This window comes from Streptomyces sp. CBMA152, assembly GCF_014596475.1.
Classification (GTDB): domain Bacteria; phylum Actinomycetota; class Actinomycetes; order Streptomycetales; family Streptomycetaceae; genus Streptomyces.
Map to the genome: position 1 here is coordinate 112,595 of NZ_MECJ01000022.1, position 16,540 is coordinate 129,134.

Sequence of the window (16,540 nt, forward strand, 5' to 3'; positions counted from 1 at the left end):
ACATACGTGCACTCATACGAGCCCTCCCGCCAGCCGTACCAGTCGCAGATCCCCTCCATGCGCCCCGCGCAGGACCTGTTCGGCGGGCTCTCCGCCACCCCGATCTACGACGCGCTGTACTCCGAGTACCGCCGGTCCTTCCGGGCGCTGCCGGGCGATCGCAGCGGCGAGGACGACCTCGGCTTCCGCAGCTTCGCGGCCCTGGCCCACGCCGGGGCGCACGGCTTCCGCGGCGGCCACCAGCACCACGCCCAGCCGTTCCACCCGCAGGGCCCGCACCCCCAGACCGTGCCCAGCCTGACCGCGTACCCCGCGCACAGCGGTGTCACCTGGCAGATGAGCGGCATGGCCACGGGCGCCATGCCCACCGGCGTCGGCGCGGGCACCGCCCATATGACAGGGCGGCAGCACACCGGGCTCCATCAGCTCCCGGCCGCACTGCCGCCCGCCCCGCGCAGAGGGCTGTAGCAGCCCCCGCGCCGGGGTTACTTCTTCTTGTTGGCGCCGCGCTTCTCGCGCACCCGCACCGAGATGTGGATCGGGGTGCCCTCGAAGCCGAACTCCTCGCGCAGGCGGCGCTCGACGAAGCGGCGGTAGCCGTGCTCCAGGAAGCCGGAGGCGAAGAGCACGAACCGCGGCGGCTTGGTGCCCGCCTGCGTACCGAACAGGATGCGCGGCTGCTTGCCGCCGCGGATCGGGTGCGGGTGGGCGGCGACGATCTCACCGAGGAAGGCGTTGAGCCGACCGGTCGGGACGCGCGTCTCCCAGCCCGCCAGCGCGGTCTCGATGGCCGGGACCAGCTTCTCCATGTGACGGCCGGTCAGCGCCGAGACGTTGACGCGCGGGGCCCAGGCCACCTGCTGCATCTCGGTCTCGATCTCGCGCTCCAGGTAGTAGCGGCGCTCCTCGTCGAGGTCGTCCCACTTGTTGTACGCGATGACGACGGCACGGCCCGACTCGACGGCCATGGTGATGATGCGCTGGTCCTGGACGCTGATGTTCTCGGTCGCGTCGATCAGGATGACCGCGACCTCGGCCTTCTCGACGGCGGCGGCCGTGCGCAGCGAGGCGTAGTAGTCGGCGCCCTGCTGGAGGTGGACCCGCTTGCGGATGCCCGCGGTGTCGATGAACTTCCAGGTCACCCCGCCGAGCTCGATCAGCTCGTCGACCGGGTCGCGGGTGGTGCCGGCCAGCTCGTTGACGACGACGCGGTCCTCCTTCGCCACCTTGTTCAGGAGCGAGGACTTGCCGACGTTCGGGCGGCCGATGAGCGCGATGCGGCGGGGGCCGCCGACGGCGGCGGTGCCGAAGGTCTGCGCGGGCGCCTCGGGCAACGCCTCCAGGACGGCGTCCAGCATGTCGCCGGTGCCGCGGCCGTGCAGCGAGGAGACGGGGTGCGGCATGCCGAGGCCGAGCGACCACAGCGCGGCGGCGTCCGACTCGCCCGACTGGCCGTCCACCTTGTTGGCGCACAGCACGACGGGCTTGCCGGCCCGGCGCAGCAGCTTGACGACGGCCTCGTCGGTGTCGGTGGCGCCGACCTTGGCGTCCACGACGAAGACACAGGCGTCGGCGGCCTCGATCGCGTACTCCGCCTGGGCGGCCACGGACGCGTCGATGCCGAGCACGTCCTGCTCCCAGCCGCCGGTGTCGACGACCTTGAAGCGGCGGCCGGCCCACTCCGCCTCGTAGGTGACGCGGTCGCGGGTGACGCCCGGCTTGTCCTCGACGACCGCCTCGCGGCGGCCGATGATGCGGTTCACCAGGGTCGACTTGCCGACGTTCGGGCGGCCGACGACGGCGAGGACGGGCAGCGGGCCATGGCCCGCCTCCTCGATCGCGCCCTCGACGTCCTCGATGTCGAAGCCCTCTTCCGCGGCGAGCTCCATGAACTCCGCGTACTCGGCGTCGCCAAGCGCTCCGTGGTCGTGCTGGTCGTTCATGAAGTCCGTTCCTCGTTCTGCGTCATCGATGGACCGGGCGTCCGGTCCACTACTCAAGTCTCAAGTCTCGCTCAGCGCCCGGTGAGGCGCCTGGCGTTTTCCAGGTGGCCGGTGAGCCGTTCCTGGATCCGTACGGTCGCCTCGTCCAGCGCCGTCCGGGTCCGCCGTCCGCTGCCGTCCCCGGCCTGGAAGGCGTCGCCGAAGACGACGTCGACCCGGCTGCGCAGGGGCGGCAGCGCCTTTATCAGCCGCCCCGGGCGCTCGGTGCTGCCCAGGACCGCCACGGGGACGATGGGCGCCCCCGACCGTACGGCGAAGTAGGCGAGGCCGGCCCGCAGCGAGGCGAAGTCGCCGTCGCCCCGGGTGCCCTCGGGGAAGATCCCGAGCACCCCGCCGTTGTCGAGCACGGCCAGCGCGTCGGTGATCGCCGTGCGGTCGGCCGACGAGCGGTCGACCTTCACCTGGCCGATCCCCTCCAGGAAGGGTCCCAGAGGCCCGACGAAGGCCTCCTTCTTGATCAGGAAGTGGGTGCTGCGCGGGGCGGTGCCCATCACCATCGGGCCGTCGATGTTGTGCGAGTGGTTGACGGCGAGGATCACCGGGCCGCTCGCCGGAACCCGCCAGGCGCCGAGCACCCGGGGCTTCCACAGCCCGTACATCAGCCCGACGCCGATCCGGCGCCCGATCTCGGCGCCCCGCTCGGCGACAGGCGGGTGCGGCGCGAAGCGCCTCGATGAGGGGCGGTGGCCGGGTGACGGGAGGGATGTCACTTGGCGGCCCGCTTCTCCTCGATGAGGGTGACCACGCACTCGATGACCTGGTCGAGGGTGAGCTCGGTGGTGTCCACCTCGACGGCGTCGTCGGCCTTGGCCAGCGGGGAGGTCTTACGGCTGGAGTCCGCCGCGTCCCGCTTGATCAGGGCTTCCTTCGTGGTGGCCACGTCGACGCCCTTCAGCTCACCGCTGCGCCGGGCGGCGCGCGCCTCCGGGGACGCGGTGAGGAACACCTTCAGGTCGGCGTCGGGCAGCACCGTCGTACCGATGTCGCGGCCCTCGACCACGATGCCGGTCTCGGCGGCGGCCGCCGTGTCCCGCTGGAGCTGGGTGATGAGCGCCCGCACCTCCGGGACGGCGCTGACCGCGCTGACCTTGGCGGTGACCTCCTGCGTACGGATCGGACCGGACGCGTCGAGGCCGTCCACCGTGATGGTGGGCGCCGAGGGGTCGGTGCCGGAGACGATGACGGGCTTGGCGGCCGCGGTGGCGATCGCCGCCGGGTCCTCCGTGTCGACATCGTTGCTCAGCATCCACCAGGTGATCGCCCGGTACTGGGCGCCGGTGTCCAGGTAGCTCAGCCCCAGCTTGGCGGCGACCGCCCTGGAGGTGCTGGACTTGCCGGTGCCGGAAGGGCCGTCGATGGCGACGATCACAGCTGCCGGAGCGGTCCGGGCGGCGCTTTCCACGGTGACGGACACCTTCCTGGTACGGAGACGGGGTGGGCGGGCACACTTCCGCCCCGCACCAAGGTTACTGGCTCATACGTGCGGCCCGTTCCGGCGCCTGCTGCCGGATCGCCCAGCCCCGCTCCCGCAGGGACGCGGTGAGGCCCGGCGCGGCGGCCGGCTCGACCATCAGCTGGACCAGACCGGCCTGCTGGGCGGTGGCGTGGTCGATCCGCACATCCTCGATGTTGACCCCGGCCCGGCCGGCGTCCGCGAAGATCCGGGCCAGCTCGCCCGGCTGGTCGCTGATGAGCACCGCGACGACCTCGTACACCGTGGGGGCCGCGCCGTGCTTGCCGGGCACCCGCTCGCGGCCCGCGTTGCCGCGCCGCAGCACGTCCTCGACATCGGCCGCGCCGCCGCGCCGCTTCTGCTCGTCGGAGGACTCCAGGGAGCGCAGCGCCCGTACCGTCTCGTCCAGGTCGGCGGCGATGCCGGACAGCACGTCCGCGACCGGGCCCGGGTTGGCGGAGAGGATCTCCACCCACATCCGGGGGTCGGAGGCGGCGATCCGGGTCACGTCCCGTATGCCCTGGCCGCACAGCCGCACCGCCGTCTCGTCCGCCTCCGCGAGCCGGGCGGCGACCATGGAAGACACCAGCTGCGGGGTGTGCGAGACGAGCGCGACCGCGCGGTCGTGCGCGTCAGCGTCCATCACCACGGGCACCGCGCGGCAGAGCGCGACCAGCTCCAGGGCGAGGTTCAGCACCTCGGTGTCGGTGTCCCGGGTCGGGGTGAGCACCCAGGGGCGGCCCTCGAAGAGGTCGGCGGTGGCGGCCAGCGGCCCCGAGCGCTCCTTGCCGGACATCGGATGCGTACCGATGTACGCGGAGAGGTCGCAGCCCAGTGCCTCCAGCTCGCGGCGCGGGCCGCCCTTGACGCTGGCGACGTCTATGTACGCCCGGGCCGCGCCCGTACGGATCGCCCCGGCGAGCGTGGCCGCGACATGGGCGGGCGGCACCGCGACCACCGCCAGGTCCACCTGGCCCTCGGGCGGGTCGTCCGTCCCGGCGCCGAGCGCGGCCGCGGTCCGGGCCTGGGCCGGGTCGTGGTCGACGAGGTGGACGGTGACCCCGCGCCCGGCGAGGGCGAGCGCGGCGGAGGTACCGATCAGGCCGGTACCGATGACGAGTGCGGTCCTCACTGGGCGATGTCCTTGCGACGTGCGGCGCCGGGTGGCGTGAACTCCCTGGCCCGGAACTCCGGACCTGAGACCTAAAGCCTAGTCAGCTCCACTGACACCCGGGCACGGCGTCCGCCGTACGGACGGCATGGGGTAGAACGAGGGGATGATCTTCCATGTGGTCCCGCTGTCCGACTGGAACGCGGCCGGGACGGCCCCGTACGCCCCATCCTCCCTCGCGTCCGAGGGCTTCGTGCACTGCTCCGGCGACCGCGCGACCGCGCTGGCGATCGCGGACGCGCACTACGGGGACGAGTCGGCGCCGCTGCTCGTCCTGTCCATCGACGAGGCCGCGCTGGGCGCCGAGGTCCGCTGGGAGGGCCGGGACGGGGCCTTCCCTCATGTGTACGGCCCGATCGAGCGGGCGGCGGTCACGGGCGTCGTACAGCTGCACCGGGCCGCGGGGAAGTGGACCACGCCGTAACAGCGGACCGCGCCCTGACGGCTGGGCCATACGGCGTACCGCACGCGCGCGTCGCCGCCTTCGCGGCGGGGGTGCACCAAGATGGCACCCCATGGAGACGGCAACCACCCGCCGCGCGGTCCTCGCGGCGGCCGCGGGCACGGCCGCGCTGGCGAGCTGCGGCAAGAGCGACCACACGAGCGGCGGTACGGGCAGTACGCAGCAGGGCGCCGGGGGCGGTGGCGTACTGGCGAAGACGTCCGACATCCCGGTGGGCGGCGGGAAGGTGTTCGCGGCCGAGAAGGTCGTGGTGACCCAGCCGGAGGCCGGCACCTTCAAGGCGTTCTCGGCGATCTGCACCCACCAGGGCTGCACGGTCAAGGACGTCTCCAACGGCACGATCAACTGCCCCTGCCACGGCAGCAAGTACCGCGTGGCCGACGCCTCGGTGGCGTCCGGCCCGGCCCCGCGCCCCCTCGCGCCCGAGCGCATCACGGTCGAAAACCAGTCGATCCGCCTGGCCTGACCGGCCACAATCGCCGGATGACGCCCGATCTGCCCGACCTGCTCGTCCGCGACCACACCGTGTACTCCTGCGTGATGGGGTCACGCGCCTTCGGCCTGGCCACGTCCGCCAGCGACACGGACCGCCGGGGCGTCTTCGTGGCCCCCACCGAGCTGTTCTGGCACTTCGACAAGCCGCCGACGCACGTCGAGGGCCCCGCCGAGGAGCAGTTCAGCTGGGAGCTGGAACGATTCTGCGAACTGGCCCTGCGCGCCAACCCCAACATCCTGGAGTGCCTGCACTCACCGCTGGTCGAGCAGATCGACGACACCGGGCGGGAACTTCTCACCCTGCGCGAGGCGTTCCTCTCCCGACGGGCCCACGAGACGTTCACCGGCTACGCGGTGAGCCAGCGCCGGAAGCTGGAGGCGGACGTCCGGGTGCACGGCGCCCCGCGCTGGAAGCACGCCATGCACCTCCTGCGCCTGCTGACGAGCTGCCGCGACCTGCTGCGCACCGGGGCCCTCACGATCGACGTCGGCGAGGAGCGCGACCGTCTGCTGGCCGTCAAGCGCGGCGAAGTGCCGTGGCCGCAGGTCGAGTCCCGGATGACCCGGCTGGCCGAGGAGTGCGAGCGGGCGGCGGGCCGCACTCCCCTGCCGGCCGAGCCGGACCGCACCCGGGTGGCGGACTTCCTGTTCCGGGTGCGGCGCGAGTCGGCGCTCACGCGTCCCAGAGCGCTCCGAGCGCGATGAGCTCACCGCGGTACTCGATCCGTTCCGCCCATTCCTTCGGCCAGGCCGCGACGCCCAGGTGAGCCCCCGCGAACGCGCCCGCGAGGCAGGCGATGGAGTCCGAGTCGCCCCTGGTGCAGGCGGCCCGGCGCAGGGCCGTCAGCGGCTCCGAGGGGAAGAGCAGGAAGCAGACCAGGGCCGTGGCCAGCGCCTCCTCGGCGACCCAGCCGTCCCCGGTCTCCAGGCACGGGTCCGTCTCCGGCGACGGGTTGTGCAGCGCCTTGAGGACCCGGTCCAGGGCGTCCAGGCACTCGTCCCAGCCGCGCGCCATGAAGGCCGCCGGGCTCTCGTCGTGGGCGTGCGTCCACAGGTCGCCCAGCCACCGGTCGTGGTAGCGGGTGCGGTTCTCGTACGCGTACGAGCGCAGCTGGCCGACCAGGCCCACCGGGTCGGCGCCCTGGGCGAGCAGGAAGACCGCGCGGGCGGTCAGATCGCTCGCCGCCAGCGCCGTCGGGTGGCCGTGGGTGAGCGCCGCCTGGAGCTGGGCCGCGCCCGCCCGCTGCTCCTCGCTCAGCCCCGGCACCAGACCCACCGGCGCGACCCGCATGTTCGCGCCGCAGCCCTTGGAGCCGACCTGGCTCGCCTGCTGCCAGGGCCGTTCGCTGTCGAGGAGCCCGCAGGCGACCAGGCAGGTGCGCCCGGGCGCCCGGTTGTTCTCCGGCGAGTGGTACCAGTCCACGAACTCCTCGCGCACCGGCCGCTCCAGGCGGCGCGGGCCGAGCAGACCGCGGTCCATGGCGGCCCGTATGCCCCGCCCGACCGCGAGCGTCATCTGGGTGTCGTCGGTGACGATCGCGGGCTTGGGCAGCCGCATCTCCCGCCACGGCCCGCACTTGGCCAGGATCGCGGGCACGTCGCTGAACTCGGTCGGGAAGCCCAGGGCGTCCCCGAGCGCGAGTCCGACCAGCGACCCGGTGGCCGCCTGTTTGGCTCGGCTGGTCACTCGACTGTTCATGAGGGTCGTCCTTCCGGGCGCAGTAGCGGCGGGTGCAGCGCGGTCGCCACGCCCGCCCGGTACAGCGCGGCCGGCTTGCCCCGGCCGCCGGTCAGACGCGCGGCGCCCGCCACCGGCTCCACGAAACCGGGCGTGGCGAGGACCTTGCGTCGGAAGTTGGGCCGGTCGAGGGCGGTGCCCCAGACCGTCTCGTAGACCTGTTGCAGCTCGCCGAGGGTGAACTCGGGCGAGCAGAAGGCCGTGGCCAGGCAGCTGTATTCGAGCTTGGCGCCGATACGGTCGCGCGCGTCGGCGAGGATCCGCTCGTGGTCGAAGGCGAGAGTTCCGTACGTGCCGAAGGGCACCCACTGCGCGTGCGCCGCGTCCCCGCCGCCGCGCGGCTCGGGAAGGTCCGGCACCAGGGCGGTGTAGGCGACCGACACCACCCGCATCCGGGGGTCGCGGTCCGGGTCGCTGTACGTCCGCAGCTGTTCCAGGTGCAGACCGGCGACGACCGGATCGCTGAGCCCGGTCTCCTCGGCCAGCTCGCGCCGCGCCGCCTGTCCCGCGCTCTCCCTGGGCAGCACGAACCCGCCCGGCAGCGCCCATTCGCCCTTGTACGGCTCCTCGCCGCGCCGGATCAGCAGGACGTGCAGCCCGCCGTCCCGGACCGTCCAGACGGCGAGGTCGACGGTGACCGCGAACGGCACGAAGGCGTACGGGTCGTAGCCCTCCGGCACCCTGGCCGCGCTCGCCATCACTCGCCACCTCCATCAGCTTTATAGTCATTCTGACTATAAAGCTGATGCGGGGGCGCGCACAACCGGCGCGCGCGGACAGCACGAAGCCCGGCCCCCATGGATCAGGGACCGGGCTTGGAGCCTGTCTTCGTCGGACAGCTGCCGACCGGGCGACCTACAGGCCGACCTCGCGCATCAGCATGCCCACCTCGGTGTTGGTGAGGCGGCGCAGCCAGCCGGACTTCTGGTCGCCGAGCGCGATCGGGCCGAAGGAGACCCGGACCAGCTTCTCCACCGGGAAGCCCGCCTCGGCCATCATGCGGCGCACGATGTGCTTACGGCCCTCGTGGAGCTCGATCTCGACCAGGTAGTTCTTGCCGGTCTGCTGGACGACCCGGAACGCGTCCGCACGCGCGTAGCCGTCCTCCAGCTGGATGCCCTCCTTGAGCCGCTTGCCGATCTCGCGCGGCAGCGGACCGGTGATGGCCGCCAGGTAGGTCTTCTTCACGCCGTACTTGGGGTGGGTCAGACGGTGGGCCAGCTCGCCGTGGTTGGTGAGCAGGATGATGCCCTCGGTCTCGGTGTCGAGACGGCCGACGTGGAAGAGCCGCGTCTCGCGGTTCGTCACGTAGTCGCCCAGGCACTGGCGGCCGTCCGGGTCCTCCATCGTGGAGACGACACCGGCCGGCTTGTTGAGCGCGAAGAACAGGTACGACTGGGTGGCGACGGTCAGGCCGTCCACCTTGATCTCGTCGCGCTCCGGGTCGACACGCAGGCCCTGCTCGACCACGATCTCGCCGTTGACCTCGACGCGGGACTGCTCGATCAGCTCCTCGCACGCACGCCGCGAGCCCATGCCGGCCCGGGCGAGCACCTTCTGCAGCCGCTCGCCCTCCTGCTCGGCGCCCGGGAAGGTCTTGGGGGTCTTGATCTCCGGCTTGTCCGCGTACCGGTCGCGGTTGCGCTGCTCGATCTTGGCGTCGAGCTCGCGCGGGCGGGCCTGGCCCATCCGCTGGCCGTGCGGGCCACGGCGCACCGGGGTGCCGCCCTGCGGCGACTTGGGGCCGCCCTTGGCGCCGCCGCGCGCGGACGCGCCGCGACCGCTGCGCGGGGCGTCCGAGGAGCCGCCCACGTCGTACGTGCGCTCCTCGGGGCGGAGCGGGCGCTGCTTGCCGCTGCCGCTCTGGCGCGGGCCACCGCCCTGGCGCTGGCCGTCCCGGCCACCACCGGAGCCGCCCCGGCCGCCGCCACCGCCGCTGCTGCCGCGGCCGCCGCTGTTGCCACCACGGCTCCCGCCGTTGTTTCCGCTGCTGTTCCTGCCGCTGCTTCGCATCAAATTTCCGTCTTGTCGTCTACGTGGGTTTCCGGGGCGTCCAGCGCGTCCGGATCGAACGACGGCACACCTTCCAGCGTCTCGGCCTCGATCGCGTCCGCCTCGGGGAGGAAGGGCGCGAGCTCCGGGAGCTCGTCCAGGCCGCGCAGGCCCATCCGCTCCAGAAAGTAGTTCGTCGTCCTGTACAGGATCGCACCTGTTTCGGGTTCCGTCCCCGCCTCGTCCACCAGACCCCGCTGGAGGAGGGTCCGCATGACGCCGTCGCAGTTGACCCCACGTACGGCCGAGACCCGCGAACGGCTCACCGGCTGGCGGTACGCGACGACCGCCAGGGTCTCCAGGGCCGCCTGGGTGAGCCGCGCCTGCTGGCCGTCCAGGACGAACCCCTCGACGGCCTCCGCGTACTCCGCGCGGCTGTAGAACCGCCAGCCGCCCGCCACGAGCCGCAGCTCGAAGCCGCGCCCCTGGACGGTGTACTCGTCCGCCAGCTCCCGCAGCGCGTCCGCCACGGCCCGCCGGGGCCGGTCGAGGACCTTCGCCAGGTGCTCCTCGGTGGCGGGCTCGTCGACGACCATCAGGACGGCTTCGAGGGCGGGCTTGAGCGCGACCTGCTCCGCTGAGCCGTCCTCTTCCGGTTCGCCGTTCACGCGCTCTCCACCTCCACGACTTGGTCGAACTCGTCCGTGACGGCCGGCTGGTCCCCGTCGCCCCCGCTCCACCGCACCACGAGCTCCCCCAGGGCCTCGTCCTGGTCGAGGACGACGGCCTTCTCCCGGTAGAGCTCCAGCAGGGCGAGGAAGCGGGCGACGACGGTGAGGGTGTCGGCCGCGTCCAGCGTCAGCTCCCGGAAACTGACATCCCCGCGCTCGCGAAGCATCGCCACGACGACGGCCGCCTGCTCCCGTACGGAGACGAGCGGCGCGTGGATGTGATCGATGTACACCTGCGGCTTGGCCTTCGGCTGCATGGCCTTGACCGCCAGCTTGGCGAACCCCTCGGCGCCGATGCTGATGACGACCTCGGGCAGCAGCTCGGCGTGGTGCGCCTCAAGTCCGACGGTACGGGGGTACCGGCGCGCCTCGTCGTCGAGCCGCGCGCTGAAGATGTCCGCGATGCGCTTGTACGCGCGGTACTGGAGCAGCCGCGCGAACAGCAGGTCGCGCGCCTCTAGCAGCGCGAGATCGGCCTCGTCCTCGACCTCGGCGACGGGCAGCAGCCGAGCGGCCTTGAGGTCGAGCAGGGTGGCCGCGACGACCAGGAACTCGGTGGTCTGATCGAGATCCCAGTCCGGCCCCATGGCCCGGATGTGCGCCATGAACTCATCGGTCACCTTCGACAACGCGACCTCGGTCACGTCCATCTTGTGCTTCGAGATGAGCTGAAGCAGCAGGTCGAAGGGCCCTTCGAAGTTGGCAAGCCGGACTTGAAAGCGCCCGTCACCGACCTCGGGCCGCGCCTCCAGGGGCGCGGGGGACTGCGCGACCGGCCCGGCACGGTCCGCAGCCGGAGCGGCGACCGGCACGGGGTCCGGGGGCGGAGCCTCCGGGAGAACTTCCACCCCCGGACCGCGACCCAGGACGCGGCGGCGCCCCCGCGCGGCGGGAACGTTCGGGTCGTCGGCGGTGGGCAAGAGGCGGTCCAGGGGGTGCGGAGCGGGCGGTACGAGGCGCGGCGGGACGCACGGCGCAGGCTAGTGCTACCGGCCCCGCAGACGCCGTACGAGGATGCTCGCGTCGCCACGCGACTCCAGGTCGGCCAGGACCACCGCGACGGCCTCGCGCACGATCCGCCCGCGGTCGACCGCGAGCCCGTGCTCCCCGCGCAGGACCAGGCGGGCGTGCTCCAGGTCCATCAGCTCCTCCGCGGAGACGTACACCGTGATCTTCTCGTCGTGCCGCTCACGGCCGCTGGGGCGCCGGTTGGCCGCCCGGGCCCGCCGGCGCTGCTGCGCGGTGCTGGAGGCGGCAGGAGCGGCCGGACGGGCCCCCTTGGCGGCCTCGGCGGGCGCCGCCGTGCGGCTGCGCGGCTCGGCCGAGGCCGACTCCTCCTCGGCGGCCGAGTGCTCGGACGCGGACTCGTCCGCCGCCCCGGGGTCGCTCTCGCCCGCCGGACCCGGCACCCGTGCCTCGCCGTTGGTCCGCCTCGGGGCGGAGGACTGGAGCGCCATCCCTCCGGTCGTACGGAACAGTTCGTCGGCCCCGGGCAGACTCACTCGGCGTGACACCGGGCGAGCACCTCCCTGGCGAGCTGACGGTAGGCGGCGGCGCCGACGGAGTTGGACGCGTACGTGGTGATGGGCTCGCCCGCGACCGTGGTCTCCGGGAAGCGCACCGTGCGGCCGATCACCGTGTGGTACACGTGGTCGTCGAAGGCCTCGACCACACGGGCCAGGACCTCGCGGCTGTGCACCGTGCGCGAGTCGTACATCGTGGCGAGGATGCCGTCGAGCTCCAGGTCGGGGTTGAGCCGCTCCTGGACCTTCTCGATCGTCTCGGTCAGCAGGGCGACACCGCGCAGCGCGAAGAACTCGCACTCCAGCGGCACGATCACCTTGTGAGCCGCCGTCAGGGCGTTGACGGTGAGCAGGCCGAGCGAGGGCTGACAGTCGATCACGATGTAGTCGTAGTCGGCCATCAGGGGCTTGAGCGCACGCTGGAGCGTGGACTCGCGGGCCACCTCGCTCACCAACTGCACTTCGGCGGCGGAGAGGTCGATGTTGCTCGGCAGCAGGTCCATGTTGGGAACCGCGGTCTTGAGCAGGACCTCGTCGGCCGACATGCCCCGCTCCATGAGCAGGTTGTAGACCGTCAGGTCGAGCTCCATCGGGTTCACGCCCAGGCCCACCGAGAGGGCGCCCTGCGGGTCGAAGTCGACGAGCAGCACCCGGCGTCCGTACTCCGCGAGCGCGGCACCCAGGTTGATGGTCGACGTGGTCTTGCCGACGCCGCCCTTCTGGTTGCACATCGCGATGATCTTCGCGGGACCGTGGTCGGTCAGCGGACCCGGGATCGGGAAGTACGGCAGCGGCCGTCCGGTGGGGCCGATCCGCTCACGGCGCTGGCGTGCGGCGTCGGGGGCGAGGGTGGCCGCGTACTCGGGGTCGGGCTCGTACTCGGCGTCGGGGTCGTAGAAGTGCCCCTGGGGCACCTCGTCGTAGTCGGCGAAAGCGGCGGTCTCGCGGCCGCTCTCGTTGCCGGCCATGGCGTTCACGTGTAGGCCGTCCATCATCCGTGGGGCTGTCGTCATGTGCGGGGTGGTTGCGAAGGCGCGGACCGCGACGGAGCCGACAGCCTCAGCAGGCCCCGAAGGGCCATGGCCCCGTGCGGGCATCCCTGGTTGACCACCTCCGGGAGTAAATGTCGACTCATTCACAAGTCGTCTTACCTCCTTGGAAGTGACCAGGAAACTTTATCGATAGGTCAGCGTGGCACCATGCCGACGGTTGGCGACTCTATGGCGTGTCACCGGTCCGCAGCAACACAATCCGCCGGACCCGGCCGGATGTGTCGGCAATGGAACACCACTCTGTCAAGGGCGTACAGGCGTCAGAGCGCACGTTTCGGGGGTGCGCGAAACGGTTAAACAGTTACGTTCGAGGCGAGTTGAGCGAGCCTGCCACACTCCGGTGGAAGTGTCGTGATACACACCCGGCCGGACCTTGGTCGACAAGGTCCGGCCGGGCGTGTGAGGTTGACGGCCCGGGTTGACGAACCGTTTTTTTAGAGCGTCTGATCAGCCGATCAGCGTGCTGAGCTCAAGGGTCTCCAGGCCGTGGGCCTCGGCGACCGGGCCGTAAACGACCTGGCCGTCATGGGTGTTGAGGCCCAGGGCGAGCGCCGGGTCGCGGCGCAGCGCCTCGACCCAGCCGTTGTTCGCCAGCGACACGATGTAGGGCAGCGTGGCGTTGGTGAGCGCGTACGTGGAGGTGTTCGGCACCGCGCCCGGCATGTTGGCGACGCAGTAGAAGACCGAGTTGTGGACCATGAAGGTCGGCTCGGCGTGGGTGGTCGGACGGGAGTCCTCGAAGCAGCCGCCCTGGTCGATCGCAATGTCGACAAGGACACTTCCGGGCTTCATCTTGGCGACGAGCTCGTTGGTGACCAGCTTCGGGGCCTTGGCGCCCGGGATGAGGACCGCGCCGATGACGAGGTCGGCCTCGATGACGGCCTTCTCCAGCTCGTAGGCGTTGGAGACGATCGTCTTGATCTTCGTGCCGAAGATCTTGTCGGCCTCGCGGAGCTTGTTGATGTCCTTGTCGAGCAGGGTCACGTGGAAGCCCATGCCGACGGCGATCTGCACGGCGTTCCAGCCGGAGACGCCGCCGCCGATGACCACGCACTCACCGGCGTGGGTGCCGGGGACGCCGCCGGGGAGCACACCGCGGCCGCCGACCGAGCGCATCAGGTGGTACGCGCCGACCTGCGGGGCCAGCCGGCCCGCGACCTCGGACATCGGGGCGAGCAGCGGCAGCGCGCGGCCCGCGGTCTCGACCGTCTCGTACGCGATGGCGGTGGTGCCGGACTCCAGGAGGGCGTCCGTGCACTCGCGGGACGCGGCGAGGTGCAGGTAGGTGAAGAGCGTCTGGTCCTTGCGGAGGCGGTGGTACTCCTCGGCGATGGGCTCCTTGACCTTCAGCAGCAGGTCGGCGGAGGCCCACACCTCGTCGGCGGTACCGAGGATCTCGGCGCCGGCGGCGACGTACTCGGCGTCCGTGATCGACGAGCCGACACCGGCGTTCTGCTCGATGACGACCTGGTGGCCGTGGCGCACCAGCTCGTGGACGCCGGCGGGGGTGATGGCCACCCGGAACTCGTTGTTCTTGACCTCGCGGGGGATACCGACCTTCACGTCGATCACGGTCCTTGGCTCAGGGGATGAAGGGGGTCTAACACGTACATACCCGGATGCACGGGGGCGCACCGGGAGACACCGCAAGAAGGTGCGGCGGAGCCAGTCTAATGAAGGTTTTCCAGCTGTCTACCCTTACAAACTATTAATCTTTGGCCGAAGCGCTACGGATTTCGCAGGCCGGAGCGGCGGCTTCACCTTCGGGTCCCAGCAGCCTCTCGGCAGCACCCCGGTGCAGCCTGGCCCCGGCCGGGTCGCCGAGCCGGTCGAGGGTGTCCGCGAGCCGGAGCTGGAGGGCCGCCTGGAGACGCAGATCACCGGCCTGACGCGCCCACTCGACCGCCTCGCGGCAGGTGCGCAGCGACTCCTCGGGGCGCCCGGCGTACTCCTGCACCCGGGCCGCCTCGCTCAGCGCCCGCGCCTGGCCCGGCAGATCGCCGAGGCGTCGGTATCCGGCCACGGCGGCGCGCCAACTGCGCAGCGCCTCGCCGTACCGGCCCGCGTAGGTGTGCACCGCGCCGAGCCGTCCGTACAGCCGGGCCTCGTCCTCGCGCTCGCCGCGCGCCAGCCGCTGGGCGAGCGCCCTGCCGTACCAGTCGGCGGCCCGCTGCCAGTCGCCGAGCTCCTGGTGGGCGCCGCCTACGGATTCCATCGCGCGGCCGGTCGCATACGGGTCGTTCGCGGCCCGGCCCGCGTCCAGCGCCGCCCGGTAGCGCACCAGAGCGTCGGCCGTACGCCCGGTCCCCGCGTCCAGATCGCCCAGATTGAGCAGGGCCGCGGCCTTCTCCCGGTGCAGATTCCGTCGCTCGGCCACATCGAGGACCAGCTGATGCAGCCCGTACAGCTCGGGCGCGGCGGCCTCGGTGCCCTGGTGCGCGGCCAGCGCCCGCACCAGGGCCGCGACCAGGCGCCGGGCCAGCGTGTCCAGGTCGCCGTCCTCGACCGCGAGCCGGGCGGCCGCGAGCAGCGCGGGACGGCGGGTGCGCAGCCACTCGGCGGCGAGCGGGGCGCTGGGGAAGCGCAGGGCGCGGGGCAGTCCGGCGAGCTTCTTGCGGGCCGGGGAGCCGTCCGGCTCGGTGACCGCGCGGCACGACTGGAGCAGCCGTACGGTCCGCTCCAGCATCCGGGCCCGGGCCAGCTGCACCTCCGCCACCCGGTCGGTCGCGGCCAGCTTCACGAGCAGCGGCGCGAGCCAGCCGGGCACCGCGTACTGGGCGGGCCGCTCGTGCGGCTCCCCCACCGCCCGCAGCAGCCCGTACGCGACGAAGTCCTCCAGCGTGTTCTGCGCCGCCGACACCGAGCACCCGGCGAGGGCCGAGGCGGTCTGGGCGTCGACGAATCCGGCCGGGGCGAGCGAGAGGAGGCGCAGCAGCCGGGCGTTGGGCTGCGGCAGCGACTCGTACACCAGGCGGAAGACGCGCACCAACGGCCGCTCGGCGACGGGGAGTTGACCGGTAAGGACGCCGCCGTCGTCGGGCAGCGCGTGCAGTCGCTTGGCCACGTCGGCGACGGCCGCCTGGGGGCGGATCGAGAGCCAGCCGCCGGCCAGCGCGAGCGCGGCGGGCTGACCCGCGCACTCCTCGGCCAGGTTCTCGGCCGCGCGCGGGTCCACGGTGATCCGCACCGACCCCGCGAAGCTCTCCAGGAACTCCACGGACGCCTTGGGGTGGAGGCCGCCGAGCGTGCACGGGCGTACGTCCGGGATGCCGGTGAGCGGGCCGCGCGCGGTCGCCACCACCAGGCAGTCGGCGTTCTGGGGCAGCAGCGGGTCGACCTGCTCGGCGCCGGCCGCGTCGTCGAGGAGCAGCAGCACCCGGCGGTCGGAAAGCGCCTCGCGCACCAGCTGCGTCAGCTCGTCCTCGCCGCCGCCGGGCGGCACCGGCACGTCCAGTACGTCGAGGAGCTCGCGGGCCGCCCGCTCGGCGGGGACGGGGGCGCCGCCGGGCTCGGTGAGGCCGACCCGGAGCACCCCGTCGGGGTAGTCGTCGCGGAGCTGGTGGGCCAGCTCCTCGGCGAGCGCGGTCCGCCCGGAACCGGGCCGTCCGGCGATGAGCAGCACGCGTGCGCGGGGCGACTTGCGGCCGGACAGGGTGTCGAGCCCGGCCCGCTCGACGTCCTCGCGCAGCTCCTTCAACTCCCGCTGGCGGCCGAAGAACTGACGGCCACTGCACTCCTGCGGATCAACGGCAGAGCCGCCCAAGTCCACCGCCTGATCCGTCACGGGGCCACGCTCCGTCCGCTGCGCACGAGCCGAGCCCGGCGGGGCTCCGCGGCGGGCGTTCCGAGCGTAGTTCACCCCCCACGACTGCCCTGGTCGAGCGCGGCTGTCAGGTCGCCCGATCGGATCAGCGGATCG

Annotated in this window: 17 protein-coding genes; 4 read left to right on the forward strand and 13 right to left on the reverse strand. The window is 72.4% G+C overall.

Annotation, left to right across the window (positions count from 1 at the left end; translation table 11 throughout):
- Window positions 1-57 precede the first annotated feature (57 nt).
- On the forward strand, window positions 58-468 hold the full coding sequence (locus tag BG418_RS19600) for a hypothetical protein (protein WP_223185120.1): 411 nt from the start codon (window positions 58-60) through the stop codon (window positions 466-468).
- Between the two features lie 17 nt (window positions 469-485).
- Here the strand turns inward: BG418_RS19600 and der are convergent, their stop codons facing one another.
- The 4 genes from der to BG418_RS19620 all read right to left on the reverse strand — a co-directional run bounded on the left by der (window position 486) and on the right by BG418_RS19620 (window position 4,588).
- Window positions 486-1,943 (reverse strand): ribosome biogenesis GTPase Der, encoded by a 1,458-nt coding sequence (gene der / locus BG418_RS19605; protein WP_188275217.1) that lies wholly within the window; start codon window positions 1,941-1,943, stop codon window positions 486-488.
- A gap of 71 nt (window positions 1,944-2,014) precedes the next feature.
- Window positions 2,015-2,752, reverse strand: coding sequence for a 1-acyl-sn-glycerol-3-phosphate acyltransferase (locus BG418_RS19610; protein WP_188275218.1), 738 nt, complete (start codon window positions 2,750-2,752; stop codon window positions 2,015-2,017).
- On the reverse strand, window positions 2,710-3,417 hold the full coding sequence (gene cmk, locus BG418_RS19615; RefSeq protein WP_188275219.1) for a (d)CMP kinase: 708 nt from the start codon (window positions 3,415-3,417) through the stop codon (window positions 2,710-2,712). Before cmk ends, BG418_RS19610 begins: the two co-directional genes overlap by 43 nt.
- 52 nt (window positions 3,418-3,469) lie before the next feature.
- Window positions 3,470-4,588: a prephenate dehydrogenase gene (locus BG418_RS19620; RefSeq protein ID WP_188275220.1), complete on the reverse strand. Its 1,119-nt coding sequence runs from the start codon at window positions 4,586-4,588 to the stop codon at window positions 3,470-3,472.
- Window positions 4,589-4,733: 145 nt separating this feature from the next.
- Between BG418_RS19620 and BG418_RS19625 the strand changes: the two genes are divergently transcribed.
- The 3 genes from BG418_RS19625 (at window position 4,734) to BG418_RS19635 (ending at window position 6,290) form a co-directional block, all read left to right on the forward strand.
- Entirely contained in the window at window positions 4,734-5,051 is a 318-nt protein-coding gene (locus BG418_RS19625) for a DUF952 domain-containing protein (RefSeq protein WP_188275221.1), read from the forward strand.
- Window positions 5,052-5,142: 91 nt separating this feature from the next.
- Window positions 5,143-5,556, forward strand: coding sequence for a Rieske (2Fe-2S) protein (locus BG418_RS19630; RefSeq protein WP_188275222.1), 414 nt, complete (start codon window positions 5,143-5,145; stop codon window positions 5,554-5,556).
- Between the two features lie 17 nt (window positions 5,557-5,573).
- Window positions 5,574-6,290: a DNA polymerase beta superfamily protein gene (locus BG418_RS19635; RefSeq protein WP_188275223.1), complete on the forward strand. Its 717-nt coding sequence runs from the start codon at window positions 5,574-5,576 to the stop codon at window positions 6,288-6,290.
- On the opposite strand, the gene BG418_RS19640 is transcribed toward BG418_RS19635, so the two are convergent.
- The 9 genes from BG418_RS19640 to BG418_RS19680 all read right to left on the reverse strand — a co-directional run bounded on the left by BG418_RS19640 (window position 6,259) and on the right by BG418_RS19680 (window position 16,405).
- Window positions 6,259-7,284 (reverse strand): ADP-ribosylglycohydrolase family protein, encoded by a 1,026-nt coding sequence (locus tag BG418_RS19640; protein WP_188275224.1) that lies wholly within the window; start codon window positions 7,282-7,284, stop codon window positions 6,259-6,261. The two genes, BG418_RS19635 and BG418_RS19640, sit on opposite strands and share 32 nt — an antisense overlap.
- On the reverse strand, window positions 7,281-8,021 hold the full coding sequence (locus BG418_RS19645) for an NUDIX domain-containing protein (protein ID WP_188275225.1): 741 nt from the start codon (window positions 8,019-8,021) through the stop codon (window positions 7,281-7,283). The genes BG418_RS19640 and BG418_RS19645 overlap by 4 nt, the downstream gene beginning before the upstream one ends.
- A 157-nt stretch (window positions 8,022-8,178) precedes the next feature.
- Window positions 8,179-9,336, reverse strand: a complete 1,158-nt coding sequence (locus BG418_RS19650; protein WP_188275226.1) for a pseudouridine synthase — start codon at window positions 9,334-9,336, stop codon at window positions 8,179-8,181.
- Complete coding sequence (scpB, locus tag BG418_RS19655; RefSeq protein WP_188275227.1) at window positions 9,336-9,983, reverse strand: SMC-Scp complex subunit ScpB; 648 nt, start codon at window positions 9,981-9,983, stop codon at window positions 9,336-9,338. The genes BG418_RS19650 and scpB overlap by 1 nt, the downstream gene beginning before the upstream one ends.
- Window positions 9,980-10,966, reverse strand: coding sequence for a ScpA family protein (locus BG418_RS19660; RefSeq protein ID WP_188275228.1), 987 nt, complete (start codon window positions 10,964-10,966; stop codon window positions 9,980-9,982). Before BG418_RS19660 ends, scpB begins: the two co-directional genes overlap by 4 nt.
- Before the next feature lie 66 nt (window positions 10,967-11,032).
- Complete coding sequence (locus tag BG418_RS19665; protein ID WP_188275229.1) at window positions 11,033-11,560, reverse strand: hypothetical protein; 528 nt, start codon at window positions 11,558-11,560, stop codon at window positions 11,033-11,035.
- Window positions 11,545-12,666 carry a ParA family protein gene (locus BG418_RS19670; protein ID WP_188275230.1) on the reverse strand — a complete coding sequence of 374 codons (1,122 nt, stop codon included), beginning with the start codon at window positions 12,664-12,666 and terminating at the stop codon, window positions 11,545-11,547. The genes BG418_RS19665 and BG418_RS19670 overlap by 16 nt, the downstream gene beginning before the upstream one ends.
- Window positions 12,667-13,068: 402 nt before the next feature.
- The gene (gene ald, locus BG418_RS19675; RefSeq protein ID WP_188275259.1) at window positions 13,069-14,184 is read right to left on the reverse strand and encodes an alanine dehydrogenase; all 1,116 of its coding nucleotides are present in this window, start codon (window positions 14,182-14,184) and stop codon (window positions 13,069-13,071) included.
- Between the two features lie 145 nt (window positions 14,185-14,329).
- Window positions 14,330-16,405, reverse strand: a complete 2,076-nt coding sequence (locus BG418_RS19680) for a tetratricopeptide repeat protein (protein ID WP_317453699.1) — start codon at window positions 16,403-16,405, stop codon at window positions 14,330-14,332.
- Window positions 16,406-16,540: the final 135 nt, after the last annotated feature.

Coding starts and splice junctions, on each gene's coding strand:
- BG418_RS19600 (WP_223185120.1), top strand. CDS start 58: ATGCGCCCCGCGCAGGACCTGTTCGGCGGGCTCTCCGCCACCCCGATC.
- der (WP_188275217.1), bottom strand. CDS start 1,943: ATGAACGACCAGCACGACCACGGAGCGCTTGGCGACGCCGAGTACGCG.
- BG418_RS19625 (WP_188275221.1), top strand. CDS start 4,734: ATGATCTTCCATGTGGTCCCGCTGTCCGACTGGAACGCGGCCGGGACG.
- BG418_RS19630 (WP_188275222.1), top strand. CDS start 5,143: ATGGAGACGGCAACCACCCGCCGCGCGGTCCTCGCGGCGGCCGCGGGC.
- BG418_RS19635 (WP_188275223.1), top strand. CDS start 5,574: ATGACGCCCGATCTGCCCGACCTGCTCGTCCGCGACCACACCGTGTAC.
- BG418_RS19640 (WP_188275224.1), bottom strand. CDS start 7,284: ATGAACAGTCGAGTGACCAGCCGAGCCAAACAGGCGGCCACCGGGTCG.
- BG418_RS19645 (WP_188275225.1), bottom strand. CDS start 8,021: ATGGCGAGCGCGGCCAGGGTGCCGGAGGGCTACGACCCGTACGCCTTC.
- BG418_RS19650 (WP_188275226.1), bottom strand. CDS start 9,336: ATGCGAAGCAGCGGCAGGAACAGCAGCGGAAACAACGGCGGGAGCCGT.
- BG418_RS19670 (WP_188275230.1), bottom strand. CDS start 12,666: ATGCCCGCACGGGGCCATGGCCCTTCGGGGCCTGCTGAGGCTGTCGGC.